A 15,594-nucleotide genomic window follows, 5' to 3' on the forward strand; every position below is an offset into this window, starting at 1 on the left:
GGACAGCCGATCAGCCACCGCCTGGATCATCTCCAGTCGGGTATTCGTGCCCAGATCGTGCTCAAGATCTTTGGACAGGACATCGAGATGTTGCGCCGCCTGTCCGAAACCGTGCGGCAACGTCTATCGACGACCCCCGGTCTGGTCGACCTCCAGGTCGAAAAGCAGGTGCTCATTCCGCAGGTGCGGGTTCAGGTCGACCATGCTCGCGCCGCACTTCATGGCCTGACGCCGGCCGCGATCACCCAGGCACTCGACACGCTTTCCAATGGCCGGAAGGTCTCCCAGATCGTCGACGGTAACCGCCGCTTCGACGTCGTCATGCGCCTGTCGGAGCAAGACCGTTCGACAACCGGGCTGCAAAACCTGCTCATTCCGACGGGCCTGGAATTCGTTCCGCTGAGTGCTTTGGCCGAGGTTGTCGAGACCGACGGCCCGAACCAGATTCAACGGGAGGGGACCCAACGCAGGATCGTCGTCTACGGCAACGGGGATGGACGCCGCGACATCGCCGATATCGCCGCCGACATCCAGAAGACCGTTCGGGAACTCGACTTTCCGCAAGGCTACACAACTAACCTCGAGGGCGCATTTCAGGCCCAGCAGGAGGCGTCCTGGCGCATCGGCATTCTGTCGCTGGCGTCGATGGCGATGATCTTCATCGTTCTCTACAGCCGCTATCGATCGACCGCGCTGGCGCTGATCATCATGGGCGGTATTCCGCTCGCTTTGATCGGGAGCGTTGCCGCGTTGAAGATTCCCGGGCAGCCCTTGTCGGTGGCCTCGATGATCGGCTTCATCACGCTGGCCGGCATCTCGGCTCGCAATGGGATCTTGAAGATATCCCATTATATCAATCTCGCCATTCACGAAGGTGAGCATTTCGGAATCGAGCTGATCGTTCGGGGGAGCATGGAGCGCCTCAGTCCCGTTCTGATGACAGCGCTTTGCGCAGGACTGGCCCTGACGCCGCTTTTGATCGGCGCGGACCAACCGGGCAGGGAGATCCTTCACCCCGTGGCCGTGACGATTTTTGGCGGTCTGCTGAGTGCCACTATCCTCGACACCGTCGTGACCCCGATCCTGTTCTTGATGTTTGGTAAGCAGCCGCTGGAGCGGCTCGTGGCCGGACATGCTGCAACCTTCACCCCTGCGGAAGCCTATTGACGTCCGCACCAAACCACCGAGGAGCTACCGATGAGAAGATATATTATCCCGGCCATGCTGGCTGTGATCGCGGCCATGCCGGACGTTGCCATGGCACAGACGAAGGGGAGCAATGGCGGTCCCGTCGTCAAATCGCAGGGGCATCCCATTGAGTTTGTCCGCAAGGGTACGGATATCGTCTTCTATGTTGGGGACGACGATGGATCGCCGCTTCCGACCAAGGACATGCGAGGTCGCGCAACAATTCAGGACGGCGGCAAGACCGTCACCGTTCCGCTCGCGCCGGCCAACCCCAACCTGATGGCGGGAAAGCTGCAGGCCGAGCTGTCGCCAAAGGCCATTGTGGTGTTTTCCGCGAGTTTGCACGGTCATTCGCTGACGGCGAGATACACTGCGGAATAGTTGGCGCGCAATAGGTGGCCATGATGCAGGCCGATGGCCTGCAAGCGCCTGGATTTCTGGTGAATCGATGGAGACGCGGCGGTCTTGCCAGCCCGGCAGTCAGCGAAGCCCGCCGTTCGTCCGCAGGGATCGCACGAAATCGATCACTGCCAGAATCATGACGCTGACAACAATGATGATGAGCGGGATGGCCTTGATCCAAACCACCAGGATTCCAAGAAATGTCACCACGAGCGCGAGGCCGATGAGTCCGGTGATCGCATTGGTCATCGCACGTTCCTTTTCTCCGCACCGGGAGCCGATTTCGCCCCGGCGCTCGCGAGTTTGCGCCGAGTGCCACGACCGGTGCATCCGATGGTCCTGACAAGCCAGTGCGCCGTGCGCAGGAGGCGGGCATCGTTGTCGCGGCGGCCGACGAGCTGAACGCCGAGCGGAAGGCCGGTTTCGGAGCTCATCAACGGCAGGCTGATGGCGGGCACGCCGAGATAGGTCCAAAGCGTGCAGAAAATCGGGTTGCCCGTCGTCTCAATTCCGGGCGCCGGGCCCGGCGCTGCGGGCGTCAGGATCGCGTCATATTCGTCAAAGATATGGTCCAGCGCCTGATTGAGCGGCGCAATGCCGGACAGTGCGTTGCGATAATCCAGCGCGAGATGCGTGCGGCCGCGCTCGATCGCCTGACGCAGCGGTGTGCTCAGCCTGTCGGCGCCCCGCTGGTAGTCGCGCCGCAGATTGTGCGCCATATCGACTTCCATGATGATGCGGTGCATATCGACGGCCATGTCGAAGCTGGGCCCAAGCTCGACTTCGCTCGACGCGTCACCCAAAACCTCGACGAGCTCGGCAAAGGCATCATGCGTCACCGGCTCGGCCTGATCCCAGACCGGAGAGCGCACGAAGGCAAATCGCGGCGGTAACGGCGGCTCGCTCGCCGCGACCGTGGAGAATGGCGGACACGCAACAGACCGGGTGTCCGGATCCTCCTGGTCGAAGCCGGCGAGGGCCTCGGCGAGCAGGGCCACGTCCTCGACGCTGCGCCCAAACACGCCGACATGATCGAGCGTGCGCGACAATTCAAGCGCGCCGGTGCGCGGAATGATGCCGTGCGTGGGCTTGAAACCGACCACGCCGCAGAAGGCGGCAGGACGGATTACCGAGCCGTTGGTCTGCGAGCCGATGGCACCTGGCACCATCAGCGCCGCAACGGCCGCGGCGGAGCCCGAGGACGATCCGCCGGGCGTGTGAGCCGTGTCGTGCGGATTTCGGGTCTTGCCGGGATTGTAGTACGCGTACTCGGTGGTCACCGTCTTGCCGAGGATCACAGCGCCAGCCGCCCGCAGACGCGCCACGGCCGCCGCATCGCGGCGCGGCGTGCGTCCGGCCCACAGATCTGAGCCGAATTCCGTCGGCATGTCGCCGGTGTCGAAGATATCCTTGATGCCGACGGGCACGCCATGCAGCGGGCCTAAAGCCTTGCCGTGCTTGCGATGATCGTCGGCTGCCTCTGCCTGCCGCATCGCGTGGTCGGGATCGAGGAATGCCCACGCATGGATATCGCGATCGACCTCATCGATGCGCCTGAGGCAGTCGCCGACAAGCTCGGTCGAACTGAGGCGGCCATCGCGGATGCCGGTCGCAGCTTCCGTGAGACCGAGCGCGTTGAGACTCATGCGCCGACTTTCTGCGGTTTACCGGGTCCGCTCATCGGGATCCATAGAGATAGGTGGGCAGCCACAATGCGATCTCCGGGAAGATGTAGACCAACGCCATGGTGAGGAAGACGAGGCCGACAAAGGGAAGCGCGCCGGAGAAGATGTCGGTTAGCTTCACCTGAGGCGGCGCCACGCCCTTCAGATAGAAGGCGGCCATCGCGACCGGCGGCGTGTTGAACGCCGTCTGCGTGTTCAGTGCCACCAGGATGCCGAAGAAGATCGGATCGATGCCGTACTGGGGAAGCAGCGGCAGGAAAATCGGCACGAAGATGATGATGATCTCGGTCCATTCCAGTGGCCAACCGAGCAGAAAGATGATCAGCTGGGTCAGCAGCAGGAACTGGATCGGCGAAAGGTCCATCGAGGTGAAGAACTGCTCCACCACCGACTGTCCGCCAAGGACGGCAAACACCGCGGAAAACGTCCACGACCCGATGAACAGGTAGCAAACCATCGCGGTGGCGCGCACGGTCAGATACACGGATTCGCGCAGCATCTCGTAGTTGAGCGAACGATAGGCGGCCGCCAGAACCATGCTCATGAGGGCACCCACCGCGGCCGCCTCGGATGGCGTTGCCAAGCCAAACAGAATCGCGCCGAGCACCGAAACGATAAGCAACGCAAGTGGCAGGAATGACGTGGCAAGTGCCCAGACGACCTTGGACGTCGGCACGTCGGTCTGCTCGCGCGGCAGCTTCGGCGCGAGCGCGGGATTGATGATCGCGCGGGTCATCGCATAGAGGACGTAGAAGCCAGCGAGCAAGAATCCCGGAAAGAACGCGGCCGCATAAAGCTTGACCGCTGAAACGCCGGCGGTCGCCGCATAGACAATCAGGAGAATGCTCGGCGGAATCAGGATGCCGAGGCAGCCACCGGCGCAGACCACGCCTGCCGACAGCTTGGTGTCGTAGCCCGCTCGCAACATCGCGGGCAGGGCCAGCAGGCCCATTAGCGTGACAACGGCGCCGACAATGCCGGTGGCGGTCGCGAACATCGCGCAGGTGATCAGCGTGGCCACCGCAAGCGCGCCCGGCACGTTCTTCATCGACAATTGCAGCGAGTAGAACAGGCGGTCGAGAATGTTGGCGCGCTCGACCAGATAGCCCATGAACAGGAAGAGCGGAACCGCAACTAGAACGTCGCTGGACGTGACCTCGAACGTCTTCTGCACCAGCAGCGTGAAGATGCGATTCTGGAAGAAGTCCTGACCGGGGGTGTAGTAGGCATAGTAGCCGAACGAGACGCCCATCGCCATCAGCGTGAAGGCTATCGGGAATCCGAGCATGATGATGAAGATGAAGAGGCCCAACATCAGCATGCCGAGTTGAGGATCGGTCATGCGCCTGGTCCCTTCTCGCGCTGCGGCTCAACCGCCTGCTGCTGATGCTCGCGGATGACGAGGCTCTCGGTTTCTTCCACGTCGTGCAGGCGTTGCGGCCATCGGCCGGTGCGGATGCAAAGCACACAGCGAATGATTTCGGCGATCCCTTGCAGGAACAGAAGGAAGCCGGTGAGCGGGATCAGCGCCTTCAGCGGAAACACCGGCACGCCGGCCGGACTGAAGATGCTGACCTCGCGGAACCGCACCGACATCTGGGCGTAATTCCAGCCCGCATACATCAGCGCCCCGATCGCCGGCAGGAAGAACAGGATATACAGGACGAGGTCCATCGTTGCCTGGGTGCGCGGCGACCAGAGGCGGTAGACCACGTCGGCGCGGACATGGCCGTTGCGCGAGAGCGTATATGCGCCGGCCATCAGAAACATCGCGCCATAGGTGATGTAGCTGATGTCGAAAGCCCAAGTGGTCGGCGCACGCAGCACGTAGCGCACGAACACCTCGTAGCTGACCCCCAGCGTAAGGACGAGAATCAGCCATGCAAACGCCTTGCCGACCCACGTGCTCAGCTCGTCGATGAAGAACAGAAATTTCGTCATGCGAGCCGAACTCGCTGCGAGCAATACATCCGGACGTCCCCCTAATTCGTGGGCGGCGCTTCGATCGCGCCGTCCCTCTATACGGCCTCACGCCAAGCGCCGCGACAGCCCTCAGACCTTGAGCACGCCTGGAAAGTGATGCTCGAAGGCGCCGCGGTAGTCCGTCGCGTTATTCGTGTTGTAGTAGACCACGCGGCGCACCCATTCCTTCTGCGAGTCCATGACTTTCTTCATGAACGGATCGGAGCCGAGCTGGGCGATCAGGCCGTCCCATGCCTTGATCTGCGCGTCGAACACCGACTTCGGCGTCCGCGCGACGTTGACCTTGTCCTTGTTAATCAGCTCCTGCAGGTCCTTCGAATAATAATCCATGGCTTTCCATTCGTTGGCGGAGGACACAGCTTCCGCGGCGTATTGCAGGATCGCCTGCTGTTCCTTCGGCAGGGCGTTGAATTTCGTCCGGTTGAACATGATCTCGAAATATTCCGTCGCCTGATGATGGCTGCCCATCATGTAGTTCTTGGCGACATCCTGCGCGCCGAAGCGCCGGTCCGAGGTCGGATTGTTGAATTCGAACCCGTCGATCACGCCGCGCTCCATCGCGGGCACGATCTCGCCACCGGGTAGCTGCGCGACGGATGCACCCATCGCCTGGAAGAGATCGGCGGCCAGGCCCACCGTGCGATACTTCAAGCCCTTGAGGTCATCCGCGCTGGTGATGGGCTTCTTGAACCAACCGAGCGGCTGGGTCGGCATCGGCATGGCGAAGAAGCTCTTGATGTTGACGTTCATGATCTTGGTCTGGAGCTCCTCAAACAGCTCCTTGCCGCCGCCGTTGTGGATCCAGCCGAGGCCTTCGTTGGCGTTGAAGCCGAACACGGGGCCTGTACCGAACAGCGAGGCGGCCTTGTGCTTGCCGTACCAGTAGACAGTGACCGTGTGTGCGGCGTCGATCTGGCCGCCATGAACGCCATCGAACACCTGGAAGGGATGCACGACGGAGCCGCCGACCAGATAGTCGATGCGCAGTCGACCTCCGGCCATCTCGTTGACGCGCTTCACATAGTCTTCGGCCATTTCGTTGAAGACATCGGCCTTGCCCCACGAGCCCTGCATCTTCAGGGTCGCCGTTTGCGCGCGGCTGACTTGCGGCATGGCGATGGTGGCAGCGCCGGCGGCGCCGGCCGTCAGCAAGAATTTGCGACGAGTGGTTCTGGTCTTTTCAGACTTTACAGTCATGGACGTCCTCCCTGGCGGCTTCGTTGTTCGAACGCGTTTCGGTGCGCGTCGATGACCGCTGGAGGTAGGCCGCATTCCAGCGACTTTGATCGAAGTTTGGACGTATTGCCGGCATCCGACAAGCTACCCGATGTCGCATTCCTTAGTCTTAGGCGATCCCATTCGAGCGTTCAGTAGTGAGATACTCACGGGCCTGTCGCGGCGCAGCAAAGATGAAGGCGAACGTCTGCATCGCGGCGTTCGCATGTTGAGTCTCTACAGGAATGTTGTGGCCGAGCCGGCTGACCGTCACGAGACCATGCCAACTCCAGTCGCCGGATGTGTGGAAGTCATCGAGACCACGGCATAGGCCAATGACCTTCCAAAGATCGGAGGAGGCGGAAACGCTCGGCGCAAGCTCCCGCACGATGTGGAGCACAAGCCGCGAGGGACAGCGGGGCTGGCCGCCGGCAGCCCGCTCCTGGGCTGTCGGTCGCGGTTTAGTTGCCGTGAGCGGTCGGGCCCCTGACATGAGGCGGTATCGGCCTCGTCCGATTTCGTACCCCGCCGGGCTTCCCCTCCGCGCCGGCATGGCCTATGACGCTGCAACGCAAAAATCCCCCAAAAGACAGTCATGATCCGCCTCGACAACGTCAGCAAGCAAGCCGGCCACCAGATCCTTTTCATTGAAGCCTCCGCGGCCCTCAGCAAGGGGGAGAAGATCGGCCTGGTCGGGCCGAACGGCGCCGGCAAGACCACGCTGTTCCGGATGATCGCCGGTGAGGAACTGCCCGACGAGGGGCAGGTTTCGACCGATCGCGGTATCACCATCGGCTATTTCAACCAGGACGTCGGCGAGATGTCGGGCCGCAGTGCCGTGGCCGAGGTGATGGACGGGGCCGGCCCCGTCAGCGAGGTCGCGGCCGAGCTGCGCGAGCTCGAGGCCGCCATGGCCGATCCTGACAAAGCCGACCAGATGGACGAGATCATCACCCGCTACGGCGAGGTGCAGCACCGTTTCGAGGAGCTCGACGGCTACGCGCTTGACGGCCGCGCGCGCGAAGCGCTGTCCGGCCTCGGCTTCAGCCAGGAGATGATGGACGGCGACGTCGGAAAACTCTCCGGCGGCTGGAAGATGCGCGTAGCGCTGGCGCGTATTCTTTTGATGCGCCCGGACGTGATGCTGCTCGACGAGCCGAGTAACCATCTCGACCTCGAAAGCCTGATCTGGCTGGAAAAATTCCTGCACGATTACGAAGGCACGCTGCTGATGACTTCGCATGACCGCGAGTTCATCAACCGCGTGATCTCAAAAGTGATCGAGATCGATAGCGGCTCGCTCACCACCTATACCGGCGACTACGAATTCTACGAGCAGCAGCGCGCGCAGAACGAGAAGCAGCAGCAGGCGCAGTTCGAGCGCCAGCAGGCGATGCTCGCCAAGGAGATCAAGTTCATCGAGCGCTTCAAGGCGCGCGCCTCGCATGCCGCCCAGGTGCAGAGCCGGGTGAAGAAGCTCGACAAGATCGAGCGGGTCGAGCCGCCGCGCCGCCGCCAGAGCGTGGCATTCGATTTTCCGCCGGCACCGCGTTCGGGCGAGGACGTCGTGGCGCTCAAGAACGTGCACAAGGGCTACGGAGCCAAGCGCATCTATGACGGGCTCGATTTCATGATCCGGCGCAGGGAGCGCTGGTGCGTGATGGGCGTCAACGGCGCCGGCAAGTCGACGCTGCTCAAGCTCGTTGCGGGTGCGAGCGAGCCGGACCAGGGCACGGTGGCGGTCGGCGGAAGCGTCAAGATGGGCTATTTCGCCCAGCACGCGATGGACCTGCTTGATGGCGAGCAGACGGTGTTTCAATCGCTCGAATACGCGTTTCCGACCGCGGGGCAGGGAAGCCTGCGCGCGCTCGCCGGCTGCTTCGGCTTCTCCGGCGACGACGTCGAGAAGCGCTGCCGCGTGCTGTCAGGCGGCGAGAAGGCACGGCTGGTGATGGCCAAGATGCTGTTCGACCCGCCGAACTTCCTGGTGCTGGACGAGCCGACCAACCATCTCGACCTCGCCACCAAGGAGATGCTGATCACGGCGCTTTCCGATTTCGAGGGCACCATGCTGTTCGTCTCGCATGACCGGCATTTCCTGGCGACATTGTCGAACCGGGTGCTGGAGCTGACGCCGGAAGGCATCCATCAGTTCGGCGGCGGCTACACGGAATATGTTGCGCGCACCGGGCAGGAGGCGCCGGGGTTGCGGTCGTAATTGGGGGGCGGGTAGCCCGGATGGAGCGCAGCGCAATCCGGGATTCGTGCCACATGGGCAGTCGTGCGATGCGGATGGTCGCCCCGGATTACGCTTCGCTCCATCCGGGCTACGAAGTGCAGGTCGTTGGACCCGTAGCCCGGATGAAGCTCAGCGCAATCCGGGATTCGTGCCACATGGGCAGTCGTGCGATGTGGATGGTCGCCCCGGATTACGCTTCGCTCCATCCAGGCTACGAAGTGCAGGTTGTTGGGCCCGTAGCCCGGATGAAGCGCAGCGCAATCCGGGATCAGTCTCCACGTTCGCCGAAATTGCCTGTGATCTCGCCAACGCCTCCCCAATCGGGAGCGAGCATACCAGCCCGAACGTAGCGATGGAGCGATGAGTACGGCCAATCGACCGGTGACGCGACGAGCCCGTGCTTGACCGGATTATAATGAATGTAATCGGCGCATCGTTCGAAATCCGCATCGTCGCGGACCGTGTGCTCCCAGAAGCGCTTTTGCCACAAAGCGAATTCGCCACGGTCGTTGCGGGAGATCGGGGCGCCGGACGACGCCAGCCGGTGAGTGAATAGGCTCTTGATCCGCCGCCATCTCCCGAAGAAGTCAGCGTCTTCGTCCGGGAGCGTCATGATGACGTGCAGGTGATCGGGCAGGATCACGATCGCGTCGATCTCGAATGGTCGTTCGGCCCGTGTGACGCGGAATGCGCCGCGCAGTTGGTCGACATGATCGATCAGCGCGGACGATGTTCGATCGTCCAGCGTCACGGTGAAGAAGAAGGTGCCGCCGGGAAGAAGATTGCGGCGATAGCGAACCATGCAGACCGTCCCGGATTACGCTTCGCTTCATCCGGGCTACAACCACATCGAGAGATTTGCAATCAATTCGCTCGCTTGAACGCCCCGGCCGCCCTCGCTACGCTTTTGAAAAAAAGGGAGTGAAACGGCGATGAAGCAACTCCGGATCGGCGAGATCACCATCGACGCCGTGATCGAGCGGGAGGGGCCGTGGCGGCGGCCGCGGGATTTCTTCCCGGCCTATGACGAGGGCGTGTTCGGCCGTCATCTGCCGACGATGGAGGCCGAGGTGTTCGACGCCGCGCGCGGCATGATGGTCATCACCTACCAGACCTTTGTGGTGCGCACGCCGCGCTACACCATTTTGGTCGATACCTGCACCGGCGAGGACAAGGGCCATCCGCCGCCGTTCGATTTTCCGGGCAAGGAGCGCTGGCGCAACGAGCTGTTCGCGCTCGGCATCGGTTTTGAGCAGATCGACTACGTGTTCTGCACGCATCTGCATATCGATCACACCGGCTGGAACACGAGTTTGCGCGACGGCCGCTGGGTGCCGACATTTCCGAATGCGAAATACGTCTTTCACAAGGGTGAATACGCGGCCTGGGAAGCGGAGAACGCCAAGGGCAGCAATCCGCCCGGCACCGTGTTTCGCGACAATTGCCTGCCGATCGTCGAAGCGGGGCAGGCGCTCTTGGTCGACGATGATTACGCGCTCGACGACACCATCACGCTGACGCCGACGCCGGGACATTCGCCCTGTCATTGCTGTGTGAACATCTTTTCGAAGGGCCAGCGCGCGGTGGTCGCGGGCGACCTCATGCATCACCAGATCCAGTGCCGCGAGCCGGACTGGTCGGCGAAGCCGGATTGGGACCCGAAGCAGTCGGCTCTCTCGCGGCGAAAATTCTTCGCCTCCGTGGCGGACACCGACACGCTGATTTTACCGGTTCATTTCCCTGCGCCGACGGCGGGGCTGATCAAGCCGCTGGGCGACGCGTTTGATTATAAGTTCAAGCGGGAGTGAACCTCTTCACCTCGCCCCGCTTGCGGGGAGAGGTCGAATTTGCGCGAAGCGCAAATTCGGGTGAGGGGGACTCTCCTCGGGCTCAGCTGTCACCGCCCCACGGAGACTCCCCTCACCCCAACCCTCTCGGGGCGAGGGGGTAGATCGAGCGCGCCTTACGCGCTGACCTCGCACTTCTTCATAAAGCTGTTCTTGGCAGCGCCGGCGAGCGGCTTGCCGTCGGCGCTCACGGCCTTGGGCGTGCAGGCGTCGGCCTTGCACTTCTTCAGGAACGAGGTCTTGGCGGCGCCGGCAAGCGGCTTGCCGTCCTTGCCGACCGCCTTGCTCTCGCAGGTTTCTTGCGCGAAGGCCGAGCCTGCCGCAAAGGTGGCAACGATTGCAGCCAGGAAAATCCGCTTCATCATGGGTGTCTCCGTAAACCAGAAATGGCGGAGAGATTGGAGCCGGGAATCGTGGCGCAATCAAGCTGGATGAGGGCCTGCCGTCCGGTCGGGCTGGCGATTTTTTCGAGCGGGAGTTGGCCAGGCGTCCTGTTGCACTGCTCGCAGACCGCGGCGGGCAATGCTGCTAGGGTTGGCCAGCTCAGTCTGGATGGAGCATCGTGATGGACGCCGTGATCCCGAAACACTGGGAAGCCGCCGATCAGCATTCGCACCTGGTTCGGCCGCAAGACATGGAATGGCAGACGACGCGCTTTCCGGGGTGCGAGGCCAAGACGCTGCTGTTCGATCGCCGCACCGGCCTGATGACCGCCTTGATGCGATTTGCGCCGGGATCGGTGCTGCCGGATCACGAGCATGTCGGCATCGAGCAGAGCTGGGTGATCGAAGGCGCACTCGTCGACAAGGAGGGGCCGGCCAAGGGCATCGCCTGCAAGGCCGGCGAATTCATCTGGCGCGAGGCAGGCAGCCGGCATGCCGCCTGGTGTCCGGACGGGGCCCTGATCCTCGCGATCTTCCAGGTGCCGAACAAGTTCTTCGAAGCCGACGGCCGCGTGGTCGACGCCGCCGGCCAGGATTGGGACGAGACTTGGGGGCACACCCGCGCAGAGGGAACGCGGAGCGCGCGATAGGCCGCTCTGCACAGTCTAAACCTTGCCGCCGATGCTTCTGATGAGCATGGCGACCTGAACGGCGATCAAGCGCCGCATCTCCTTGCCGCTCCTGGCTGTTTCCCGCAGTCCGCGCATGCCGAACACGAGGCAGCGCGCCAAAACTTCGGGTTCGTCCGCTCCCCTTGCGGACCGCACCTGATCGCCGATGAGCTCGACGACCAGGGACTGGAAATTGTCATAGACCTGTCGGACTGCGGGGAAGCGGAGGTCGAAGAGATCGGCCGAATCCGGATGCGCCTCGACCAGGTCGAAGCCATGACATCCCCAGGATTTGCAAGCGTGGAGCAGCTTGGCGTGAAGCCCGTCGAGGCGGGCGATCGCGGCCCTGATCTCGCGATGCTTCTGCTCGTCCATTCCCTGGATGACTGCCGCGAACACCGCGTCCTTGTCGGGGAAGAGCAGGTAGAGCGCGGGCCGCGATATCCCCGCCTCAGAGGCGATGTCGCCCATCGTCGTTCGGGCATAGCCGTAGCGCGAAAAGACCGTGGTCGCAGCCGCGACGGCAAGCTGTTCTTTCGAGGCGCGGGATTGAACCATGATCTCCCCATCAATCGTTCGCATCTTGACAAAATTTCGATAATTGTCAATTTGTCATGATCAGGAAAAGCAAGAGGGTGTTGCGAGATGAACGACGAAGCGCGACTGAGGACGTGGAACGCCTATCAGGCCGCATGGGGGCCCGTTGAGGAGAGCGAACGGCGTCGGCTGCTCGAACAGAGCGTGGCCGCCGATTGCGTGTACACGGATCCGGGCTCGCAGGTGGCGGGGCGGGAAGCCTTGATGGCCCGCATCGGGCAGACGCAGCAAAAATTTCCGGGCGCCTACTTCAGAAACGACAGCTTCCTCGAACACCACGAGCAGGCGCTTTTCCGCTGGACCATGTACGACGGCGCCGGCCGCGTCTTCGTCAAGGGCGAGAGCTTCGGCCGCTTTGGCGAAGATGGTCGCCTGGTTCAGGCGACCGGCTTCTTCGAGGTGGCGGCGGCCAACGGCTGACCGTCGCTGCCGCTTGAGATCGGGTCCGCCGTGTCTCGGCTCTGCGTCAGGTCCCGCGCGCCAGCAGGGCCTTGAAGTCGGCTCGCGCGCGCTGCGCCTCGGCACGCGCCACGTCCGAGGCGTCGCCCATGCCGAAATAGCCGTGGATCAGGCCGGGGCCCTCGTGATGCTTGACCCGCACGCCGGCGGCCTCCAGCGCCCGCGCATAGGCTGCGCCCTCGTCGCGCAGGGGATCGAACCAGGCGGTGGTCACGACCGCGGGTGCAAGGCCCGCAAGTGAGGCGGCCCGCAGCGGCGAGACGCGCCAATCAAGGGCGTGATCGGGCTCGGCGAGATAATGGCCGCAAAACCATTCCATCGTGGCACGCGTCAGAAAGTAACCCTCGGCATTCTCGGCGCGTGAGGGATAGCGCGCGTTCTCGCGCACGTCGGCGTAAGCGCCGAGGACGTCGGTCACGGGGTAGACCAGCAATTGCGCGGCGAGCTTGATGCCAGCATCGCGGCAGGCGATCGCAGTGGTCGCGGCGAGATTGCCGCCGGCGCTGTCGCCGGCAACGCCGAGGCGTTTTGCGTCGCCGCCAAATTCTGCGACGCGGTCGAAGATATCACTCACGGCGGCGAAGGCGTCCTCGAACGCGCCCGGAAAGCGCGTCTCCGGCGGGCGGCGATAGTCGACGGAGATAACGACGGCGCCGGTCTCGATCGCAAGATTGCGCGCCTGCCGGTCATGGGTCTCGAGGTCGCCCGCGACCCAGCCGCCACCGTGAAAGAACACCACGGTTGGCGCGGGCGTGCTGCCGATCCGATAGACGCGTGCCGGAAGCGGGCCGGCGCCACCTTTCACCTTGATGTCCTCGACGCTGGCGACGGGCGGCGGCGGGATGGCGGCGCGCGAGGCAGCCAGTGCGCGCAAGGAATCGCGGGCGCTCTGTGGCGTCATGACCGTGGGATCGCGCATCGGCATGAGCGGAATGATCTGGGCGATGACGGGATCGAGTGGCGCGGCCATGGTTGCGGTCCTCCAGGGTTCTTGGTCTTGCTTGCCGCTTAGCATAGATTTTGCGCGCCGCATCGGCAACCGGCCGTGTCGTCAGGCCGGTGGATGAAGGGCGGGGAGGCTTTAGAGGGTGGAATTCGAAACGCTGGTCTAGTCATGCCGCAGCGTGCGTGGCTTCAAGAACGAGCCGGGTCGATCTCGGTGCGCCCTGCTACGGCATCATGCTCGCGGCACGGACCGCGGTCTCGGCTCTGTCACCAACGGGCAGGGCATCATGCGCTCCGACATCGTGCGCGAGGTCGCGAGAAATTCCGGAGGACGAGATGATCATGACCTCCGTCGCGATGGGCTATCCCGACGACGACTCGCCGCGAACGCCGTTCGCTCGGACCGCGAGCATAACGAAGAGTTCGTGCGCTACGTGGGTTTTGCCGATTAGCATCATGAAGAGGAGATTATTCTCTCGCAAAATTTTTTTGGTGCGGAGTCGTTCGCGGCCTCTTGCAATCTCGAAGATGCGGGAGGAACAATATGCAGACTGAGAGGTTTGTTGCTGGCGCGAGGGAATTGACATGCGGCGGCTGGCTAGCCTGGTTCGATGGTTCTTCGGCCCGCGGCTGCGGCGCCCCATCGATGCTGATCCAAGTCTTCCTTTCACACCCGAAGAGTTCGGCCGGCTGATACGCAGCGGCAGGCATGAGGACATGAAGCTGCTGGCCGACGGGCTGGCCTGCCGGTCCATCCCGCACCGCGCCAGCCATCGCGCCACGCACTAGCCGGGCTCGCTTCGCGGCCATCGCCATAGGCCAGCCGGCCTTATCGCGTGAGCGCGACCTCCTTGAACGAGGTCACCAGCGCTTTCTCCAATTTTCCGCTCATCCCGCAGAGGACGTCGTAGGCTTCCGCACGAGGCATGGTGGGCTTGTAATGCCGGTGCTCGATCAGCGCTGCGAAGATGTCGGAGATCGTGAGAATCCTTACGACGTCGCCGATGCTCTCGGCGCAGAGCGCATCGGGATAGCCGCTGCCGTCGAGGTACTCGTGATGATGACGAACGGCATCGAGAATTTCCGGTGAAATCTTGTCGTGGCCCTTTAGAAACTCATGGCCAGCGGCCGGATGGGTCTCGATCAGGCCACGTTCCTCCGCATCGAGGCGGCCCGGCTTGTCGAGAATGGCCAGCGGAATCTGCGCCTTGCCGATGTCGTGGAACATGGCTGCCGAGTACAGACGCTCCAGATCGGCTCTTCCGACACCGAGGCTCAGGCCGAAGTCGATGGCGAGGCCGGTCACGAGCAGGCAGTGCTGATAGGTTCCCTCGTGGTGGCGCCGTACCGTCGAGAGCCATTCCGAAAGACCTCGCTCGGTTATGCGATCGGCGATCTGGCGGCCGGCCTCCTTGGTGCCGTCTATGTCAAGAGGTTGGCCCAGGGTCACAGCCGTGAACATCGAGGCGACAGCGGTCGCCGCCGCCTCGACGGCGTTGTCGGACCGTGACATCCCGCCCGGCGCGGCGGAGGACGGATTCGCCGGATCGCACAGCGCAGACAGTAGTTTGGGCCGGTTGATCGTACCGGACAGGACGTGCGTCGCCCCGAGCGCGTAGGCTTGCGAGATACCGACGTGAGAGCTGTGCTCGAGGAGAAATATCCGCTTCTTCGCCTTGGCGAGCTTGCCAGCCCGTCTCTTGAGGGCGGCGATATTGTCGACGTCGCGCAGGTCCGCGCGGATGACGATGGCGGCGGGCACCTGCGACAGCTTGGCTTCGGCGTCCAGCCGTTCGCCGGCGACGGCGAAACGGTCCTCAAGGATCGTGCAGACGCCGGCCAGCCTGTCGGACGTATCCGCCAGCACATGCACGAAGGAGCGGGCCGCTTCCTTCTCGCGGATGCCGTCCGCATTGACGGGGCTGAGGATGGTTCGCGCGTTCTGCACGGCTCGACCTGGACTATCGTGGATTGCAATAA

At 63.1% G+C, this 15,594-nt stretch carries 17 protein-coding genes; 7 read left to right on the forward strand and 10 right to left on the reverse strand.

The window, feature by feature from the left end:
• On the forward strand, window positions 1-1,167 hold a 1,167-nt coding region (locus tag A3AS_RS0139330; protein WP_018316727.1), incomplete at its 5' end, for an efflux RND transporter permease subunit.
• Window positions 1,168-1,221: 54 nt separating this feature from the next.
• Window positions 1,222-1,569 carry a hypothetical protein gene (locus A3AS_RS0139335; RefSeq protein WP_018322908.1) on the forward strand — a complete coding sequence of 116 codons (348 nt, stop codon included), beginning with the start codon at window positions 1,222-1,224 and terminating at the stop codon, window positions 1,567-1,569.
• A gap of 99 nt (window positions 1,570-1,668) precedes the next feature.
• Here the strand turns inward: A3AS_RS0139335 and A3AS_RS48030 are convergent, their stop codons facing one another.
• The 5 genes from A3AS_RS48030 to A3AS_RS0139360 form a co-directional block, all read right to left on the reverse strand.
• The gene (locus tag A3AS_RS48030; protein WP_018322909.1) at window positions 1,669-1,839 is read right to left on the reverse strand and encodes a hypothetical protein; all 171 of its coding nucleotides are present in this window, start codon (window positions 1,837-1,839) and stop codon (window positions 1,669-1,671) included.
• The gene (locus tag A3AS_RS0139345; RefSeq protein ID WP_018322910.1) at window positions 1,836-3,236 is read right to left on the reverse strand and encodes an amidase; all 1,401 of its coding nucleotides are present in this window, start codon (window positions 3,234-3,236) and stop codon (window positions 1,836-1,838) included. Before A3AS_RS0139345 ends, A3AS_RS48030 begins: the two co-directional genes overlap by 4 nt.
• Window positions 3,237-3,267: 31 nt before the next feature.
• The gene (locus A3AS_RS0139350; protein WP_018322911.1) at window positions 3,268-4,617 is read right to left on the reverse strand and encodes a TRAP transporter large permease subunit; all 1,350 of its coding nucleotides are present in this window, start codon (window positions 4,615-4,617) and stop codon (window positions 3,268-3,270) included.
• Window positions 4,614-5,216: a TRAP transporter small permease subunit gene (locus A3AS_RS0139355; protein ID WP_018322912.1), complete on the reverse strand. Its 603-nt coding sequence runs from the start codon at window positions 5,214-5,216 to the stop codon at window positions 4,614-4,616. The genes A3AS_RS0139350 and A3AS_RS0139355 overlap by 4 nt, the downstream gene beginning before the upstream one ends.
• A 111-nt stretch (window positions 5,217-5,327) precedes the next feature.
• On the reverse strand, window positions 5,328-6,455 hold the full coding sequence (locus A3AS_RS0139360; protein WP_018322913.1) for a TRAP transporter substrate-binding protein: 1,128 nt from the start codon (window positions 6,453-6,455) through the stop codon (window positions 5,328-5,330).
• Between the two features lie 613 nt (window positions 6,456-7,068).
• Here A3AS_RS0139360 and A3AS_RS0139370 point away from each other — a divergent pair.
• Window positions 7,069-8,691 (forward strand): ABC-F family ATP-binding cassette domain-containing protein, encoded by a 1,623-nt coding sequence (locus A3AS_RS0139370; RefSeq protein WP_018322915.1) that lies wholly within the window; start codon window positions 7,069-7,071, stop codon window positions 8,689-8,691.
• A 289-nt stretch (window positions 8,692-8,980) separates the two neighbouring features.
• On the opposite strand, the gene A3AS_RS0139375 is transcribed toward A3AS_RS0139370, so the two are convergent.
• Complete coding sequence (locus A3AS_RS0139375; protein WP_018322916.1) at window positions 8,981-9,514, reverse strand: transposase; 534 nt, start codon at window positions 9,512-9,514, stop codon at window positions 8,981-8,983.
• Window positions 9,515-9,644: 130 nt separating this feature from the next.
• Here A3AS_RS0139375 and A3AS_RS0139385 point away from each other — a divergent pair, with 130 nt between their 5' ends.
• Window positions 9,645-10,520, forward strand: coding sequence for an MBL fold metallo-hydrolase (locus A3AS_RS0139385; RefSeq protein WP_018322917.1), 876 nt, complete (start codon window positions 9,645-9,647; stop codon window positions 10,518-10,520).
• Window positions 10,521-10,675: 155 nt separating this feature from the next.
• On the opposite strand, the gene A3AS_RS0139390 is transcribed toward A3AS_RS0139385, so the two are convergent.
• On the reverse strand, window positions 10,676-10,924 hold the full coding sequence (locus tag A3AS_RS0139390; RefSeq protein ID WP_018322918.1) for a hypothetical protein: 249 nt from the start codon (window positions 10,922-10,924) through the stop codon (window positions 10,676-10,678).
• Between the two features lie 200 nt (window positions 10,925-11,124).
• Between A3AS_RS0139390 and A3AS_RS0139395 the strand changes: the two genes are divergently transcribed.
• On the forward strand, window positions 11,125-11,592 hold the full coding sequence (locus tag A3AS_RS0139395) for a cupin domain-containing protein (RefSeq protein ID WP_018322919.1): 468 nt from the start codon (window positions 11,125-11,127) through the stop codon (window positions 11,590-11,592).
• Between the two features lie 15 nt (window positions 11,593-11,607).
• On the opposite strand, the gene A3AS_RS0139400 is transcribed toward A3AS_RS0139395, so the two are convergent.
• Window positions 11,608-12,171 (reverse strand): TetR/AcrR family transcriptional regulator, encoded by a 564-nt coding sequence (locus tag A3AS_RS0139400; RefSeq protein WP_018322920.1) that lies wholly within the window; start codon window positions 12,169-12,171, stop codon window positions 11,608-11,610.
• A gap of 87 nt (window positions 12,172-12,258) precedes the next feature.
• On the opposite strand from A3AS_RS0139400, the gene A3AS_RS0139405 reads away from it, so the two are divergent.
• Window positions 12,259-12,630: a nuclear transport factor 2 family protein gene (locus A3AS_RS0139405; RefSeq protein ID WP_018322921.1), complete on the forward strand. Its 372-nt coding sequence runs from the start codon at window positions 12,259-12,261 to the stop codon at window positions 12,628-12,630.
• Window positions 12,631-12,676: 46 nt separating this feature from the next.
• Here the strand turns inward: A3AS_RS0139405 and A3AS_RS0139410 are convergent, their stop codons facing one another.
• Window positions 12,677-13,639 (reverse strand): alpha/beta hydrolase, encoded by a 963-nt coding sequence (locus tag A3AS_RS0139410; RefSeq protein WP_018322922.1) that lies wholly within the window; start codon window positions 13,637-13,639, stop codon window positions 12,677-12,679.
• A gap of 560 nt (window positions 13,640-14,199) precedes the next feature.
• Between A3AS_RS0139410 and A3AS_RS0139420 the strand changes: the two genes are divergently transcribed.
• The gene (locus A3AS_RS0139420; RefSeq protein WP_018322924.1) at window positions 14,200-14,403 is read left to right on the forward strand and encodes a hypothetical protein; all 204 of its coding nucleotides are present in this window, start codon (window positions 14,200-14,202) and stop codon (window positions 14,401-14,403) included.
• 40 nt (window positions 14,404-14,443) lie between these two features.
• Here A3AS_RS0139420 and A3AS_RS0139425 read toward each other — a convergent pair whose 3' ends face one another.
• Window positions 14,444-15,562, reverse strand: a complete 1,119-nt coding sequence (locus A3AS_RS0139425; protein ID WP_018322925.1) for an HD-GYP domain-containing protein — start codon at window positions 15,560-15,562, stop codon at window positions 14,444-14,446.
• Window positions 15,563-15,594: the final 32 nt, after the last annotated feature.

The sequence above is a fragment of the Bradyrhizobium sp. WSM2793 genome (assembly GCF_000379585.1).
Taxonomy (GTDB): domain Bacteria; phylum Pseudomonadota; class Alphaproteobacteria; order Rhizobiales; family Xanthobacteraceae; genus Bradyrhizobium.

What these genes read in the sequence shown, in the direction of transcription:
- A3AS_RS0139420 (WP_018322924.1), top strand. Translation starts at nt 14,200, where the DNA reads ATGCGGCGGCTGGCTAGCCTGGTTCGATGGTTCTTCGGCCCGCGGCTG.
- A3AS_RS0139405 (WP_018322921.1), top strand. Translation starts at nt 12,259, where the DNA reads ATGAACGACGAAGCGCGACTGAGGACGTGGAACGCCTATCAGGCCGCA.
- A3AS_RS0139360 (WP_018322913.1), bottom strand. Translation starts at nt 6,455, where the DNA reads ATGACTGTAAAGTCTGAAAAGACCAGAACCACTCGTCGCAAATTCTTG.
- A3AS_RS0139355 (WP_018322912.1), bottom strand. Translation starts at nt 5,216, where the DNA reads ATGACGAAATTTCTGTTCTTCATCGACGAGCTGAGCACGTGGGTCGGC.
- A3AS_RS0139400 (WP_018322920.1), bottom strand. Translation starts at nt 12,171, where the DNA reads ATGGTTCAATCCCGCGCCTCGAAAGAACAGCTTGCCGTCGCGGCTGCG.
- A3AS_RS0139410 (WP_018322922.1), bottom strand. Translation starts at nt 13,639, where the DNA reads ATGGCCGCGCCACTCGATCCCGTCATCGCCCAGATCATTCCGCTCATG.
- A3AS_RS0139335 (WP_018322908.1), top strand. Translation starts at nt 1,222, where the DNA reads ATGCTGGCTGTGATCGCGGCCATGCCGGACGTTGCCATGGCACAGACG.
- A3AS_RS0139350 (WP_018322911.1), bottom strand. Translation starts at nt 4,617, where the DNA reads ATGACCGATCCTCAACTCGGCATGCTGATGTTGGGCCTCTTCATCTTC.
- A3AS_RS0139370 (WP_018322915.1), top strand. Translation starts at nt 7,069, where the DNA reads ATGATCCGCCTCGACAACGTCAGCAAGCAAGCCGGCCACCAGATCCTT.
- A3AS_RS48030 (WP_018322909.1), bottom strand. Translation starts at nt 1,839, where the DNA reads ATGACCAATGCGATCACCGGACTCATCGGCCTCGCGCTCGTGGTGACA.
- A3AS_RS0139385 (WP_018322917.1), top strand. Translation starts at nt 9,645, where the DNA reads ATGAAGCAACTCCGGATCGGCGAGATCACCATCGACGCCGTGATCGAG.
- A3AS_RS0139345 (WP_018322910.1), bottom strand. Translation starts at nt 3,236, where the DNA reads ATGAGTCTCAACGCGCTCGGTCTCACGGAAGCTGCGACCGGCATCCGC.
- A3AS_RS0139390 (WP_018322918.1), bottom strand. Translation starts at nt 10,924, where the DNA reads ATGATGAAGCGGATTTTCCTGGCTGCAATCGTTGCCACCTTTGCGGCA.
- A3AS_RS0139375 (WP_018322916.1), bottom strand. Translation starts at nt 9,514, where the DNA reads ATGGTTCGCTATCGCCGCAATCTTCTTCCCGGCGGCACCTTCTTCTTC.
- A3AS_RS0139395 (WP_018322919.1), top strand. Translation starts at nt 11,125, where the DNA reads ATGGACGCCGTGATCCCGAAACACTGGGAAGCCGCCGATCAGCATTCG.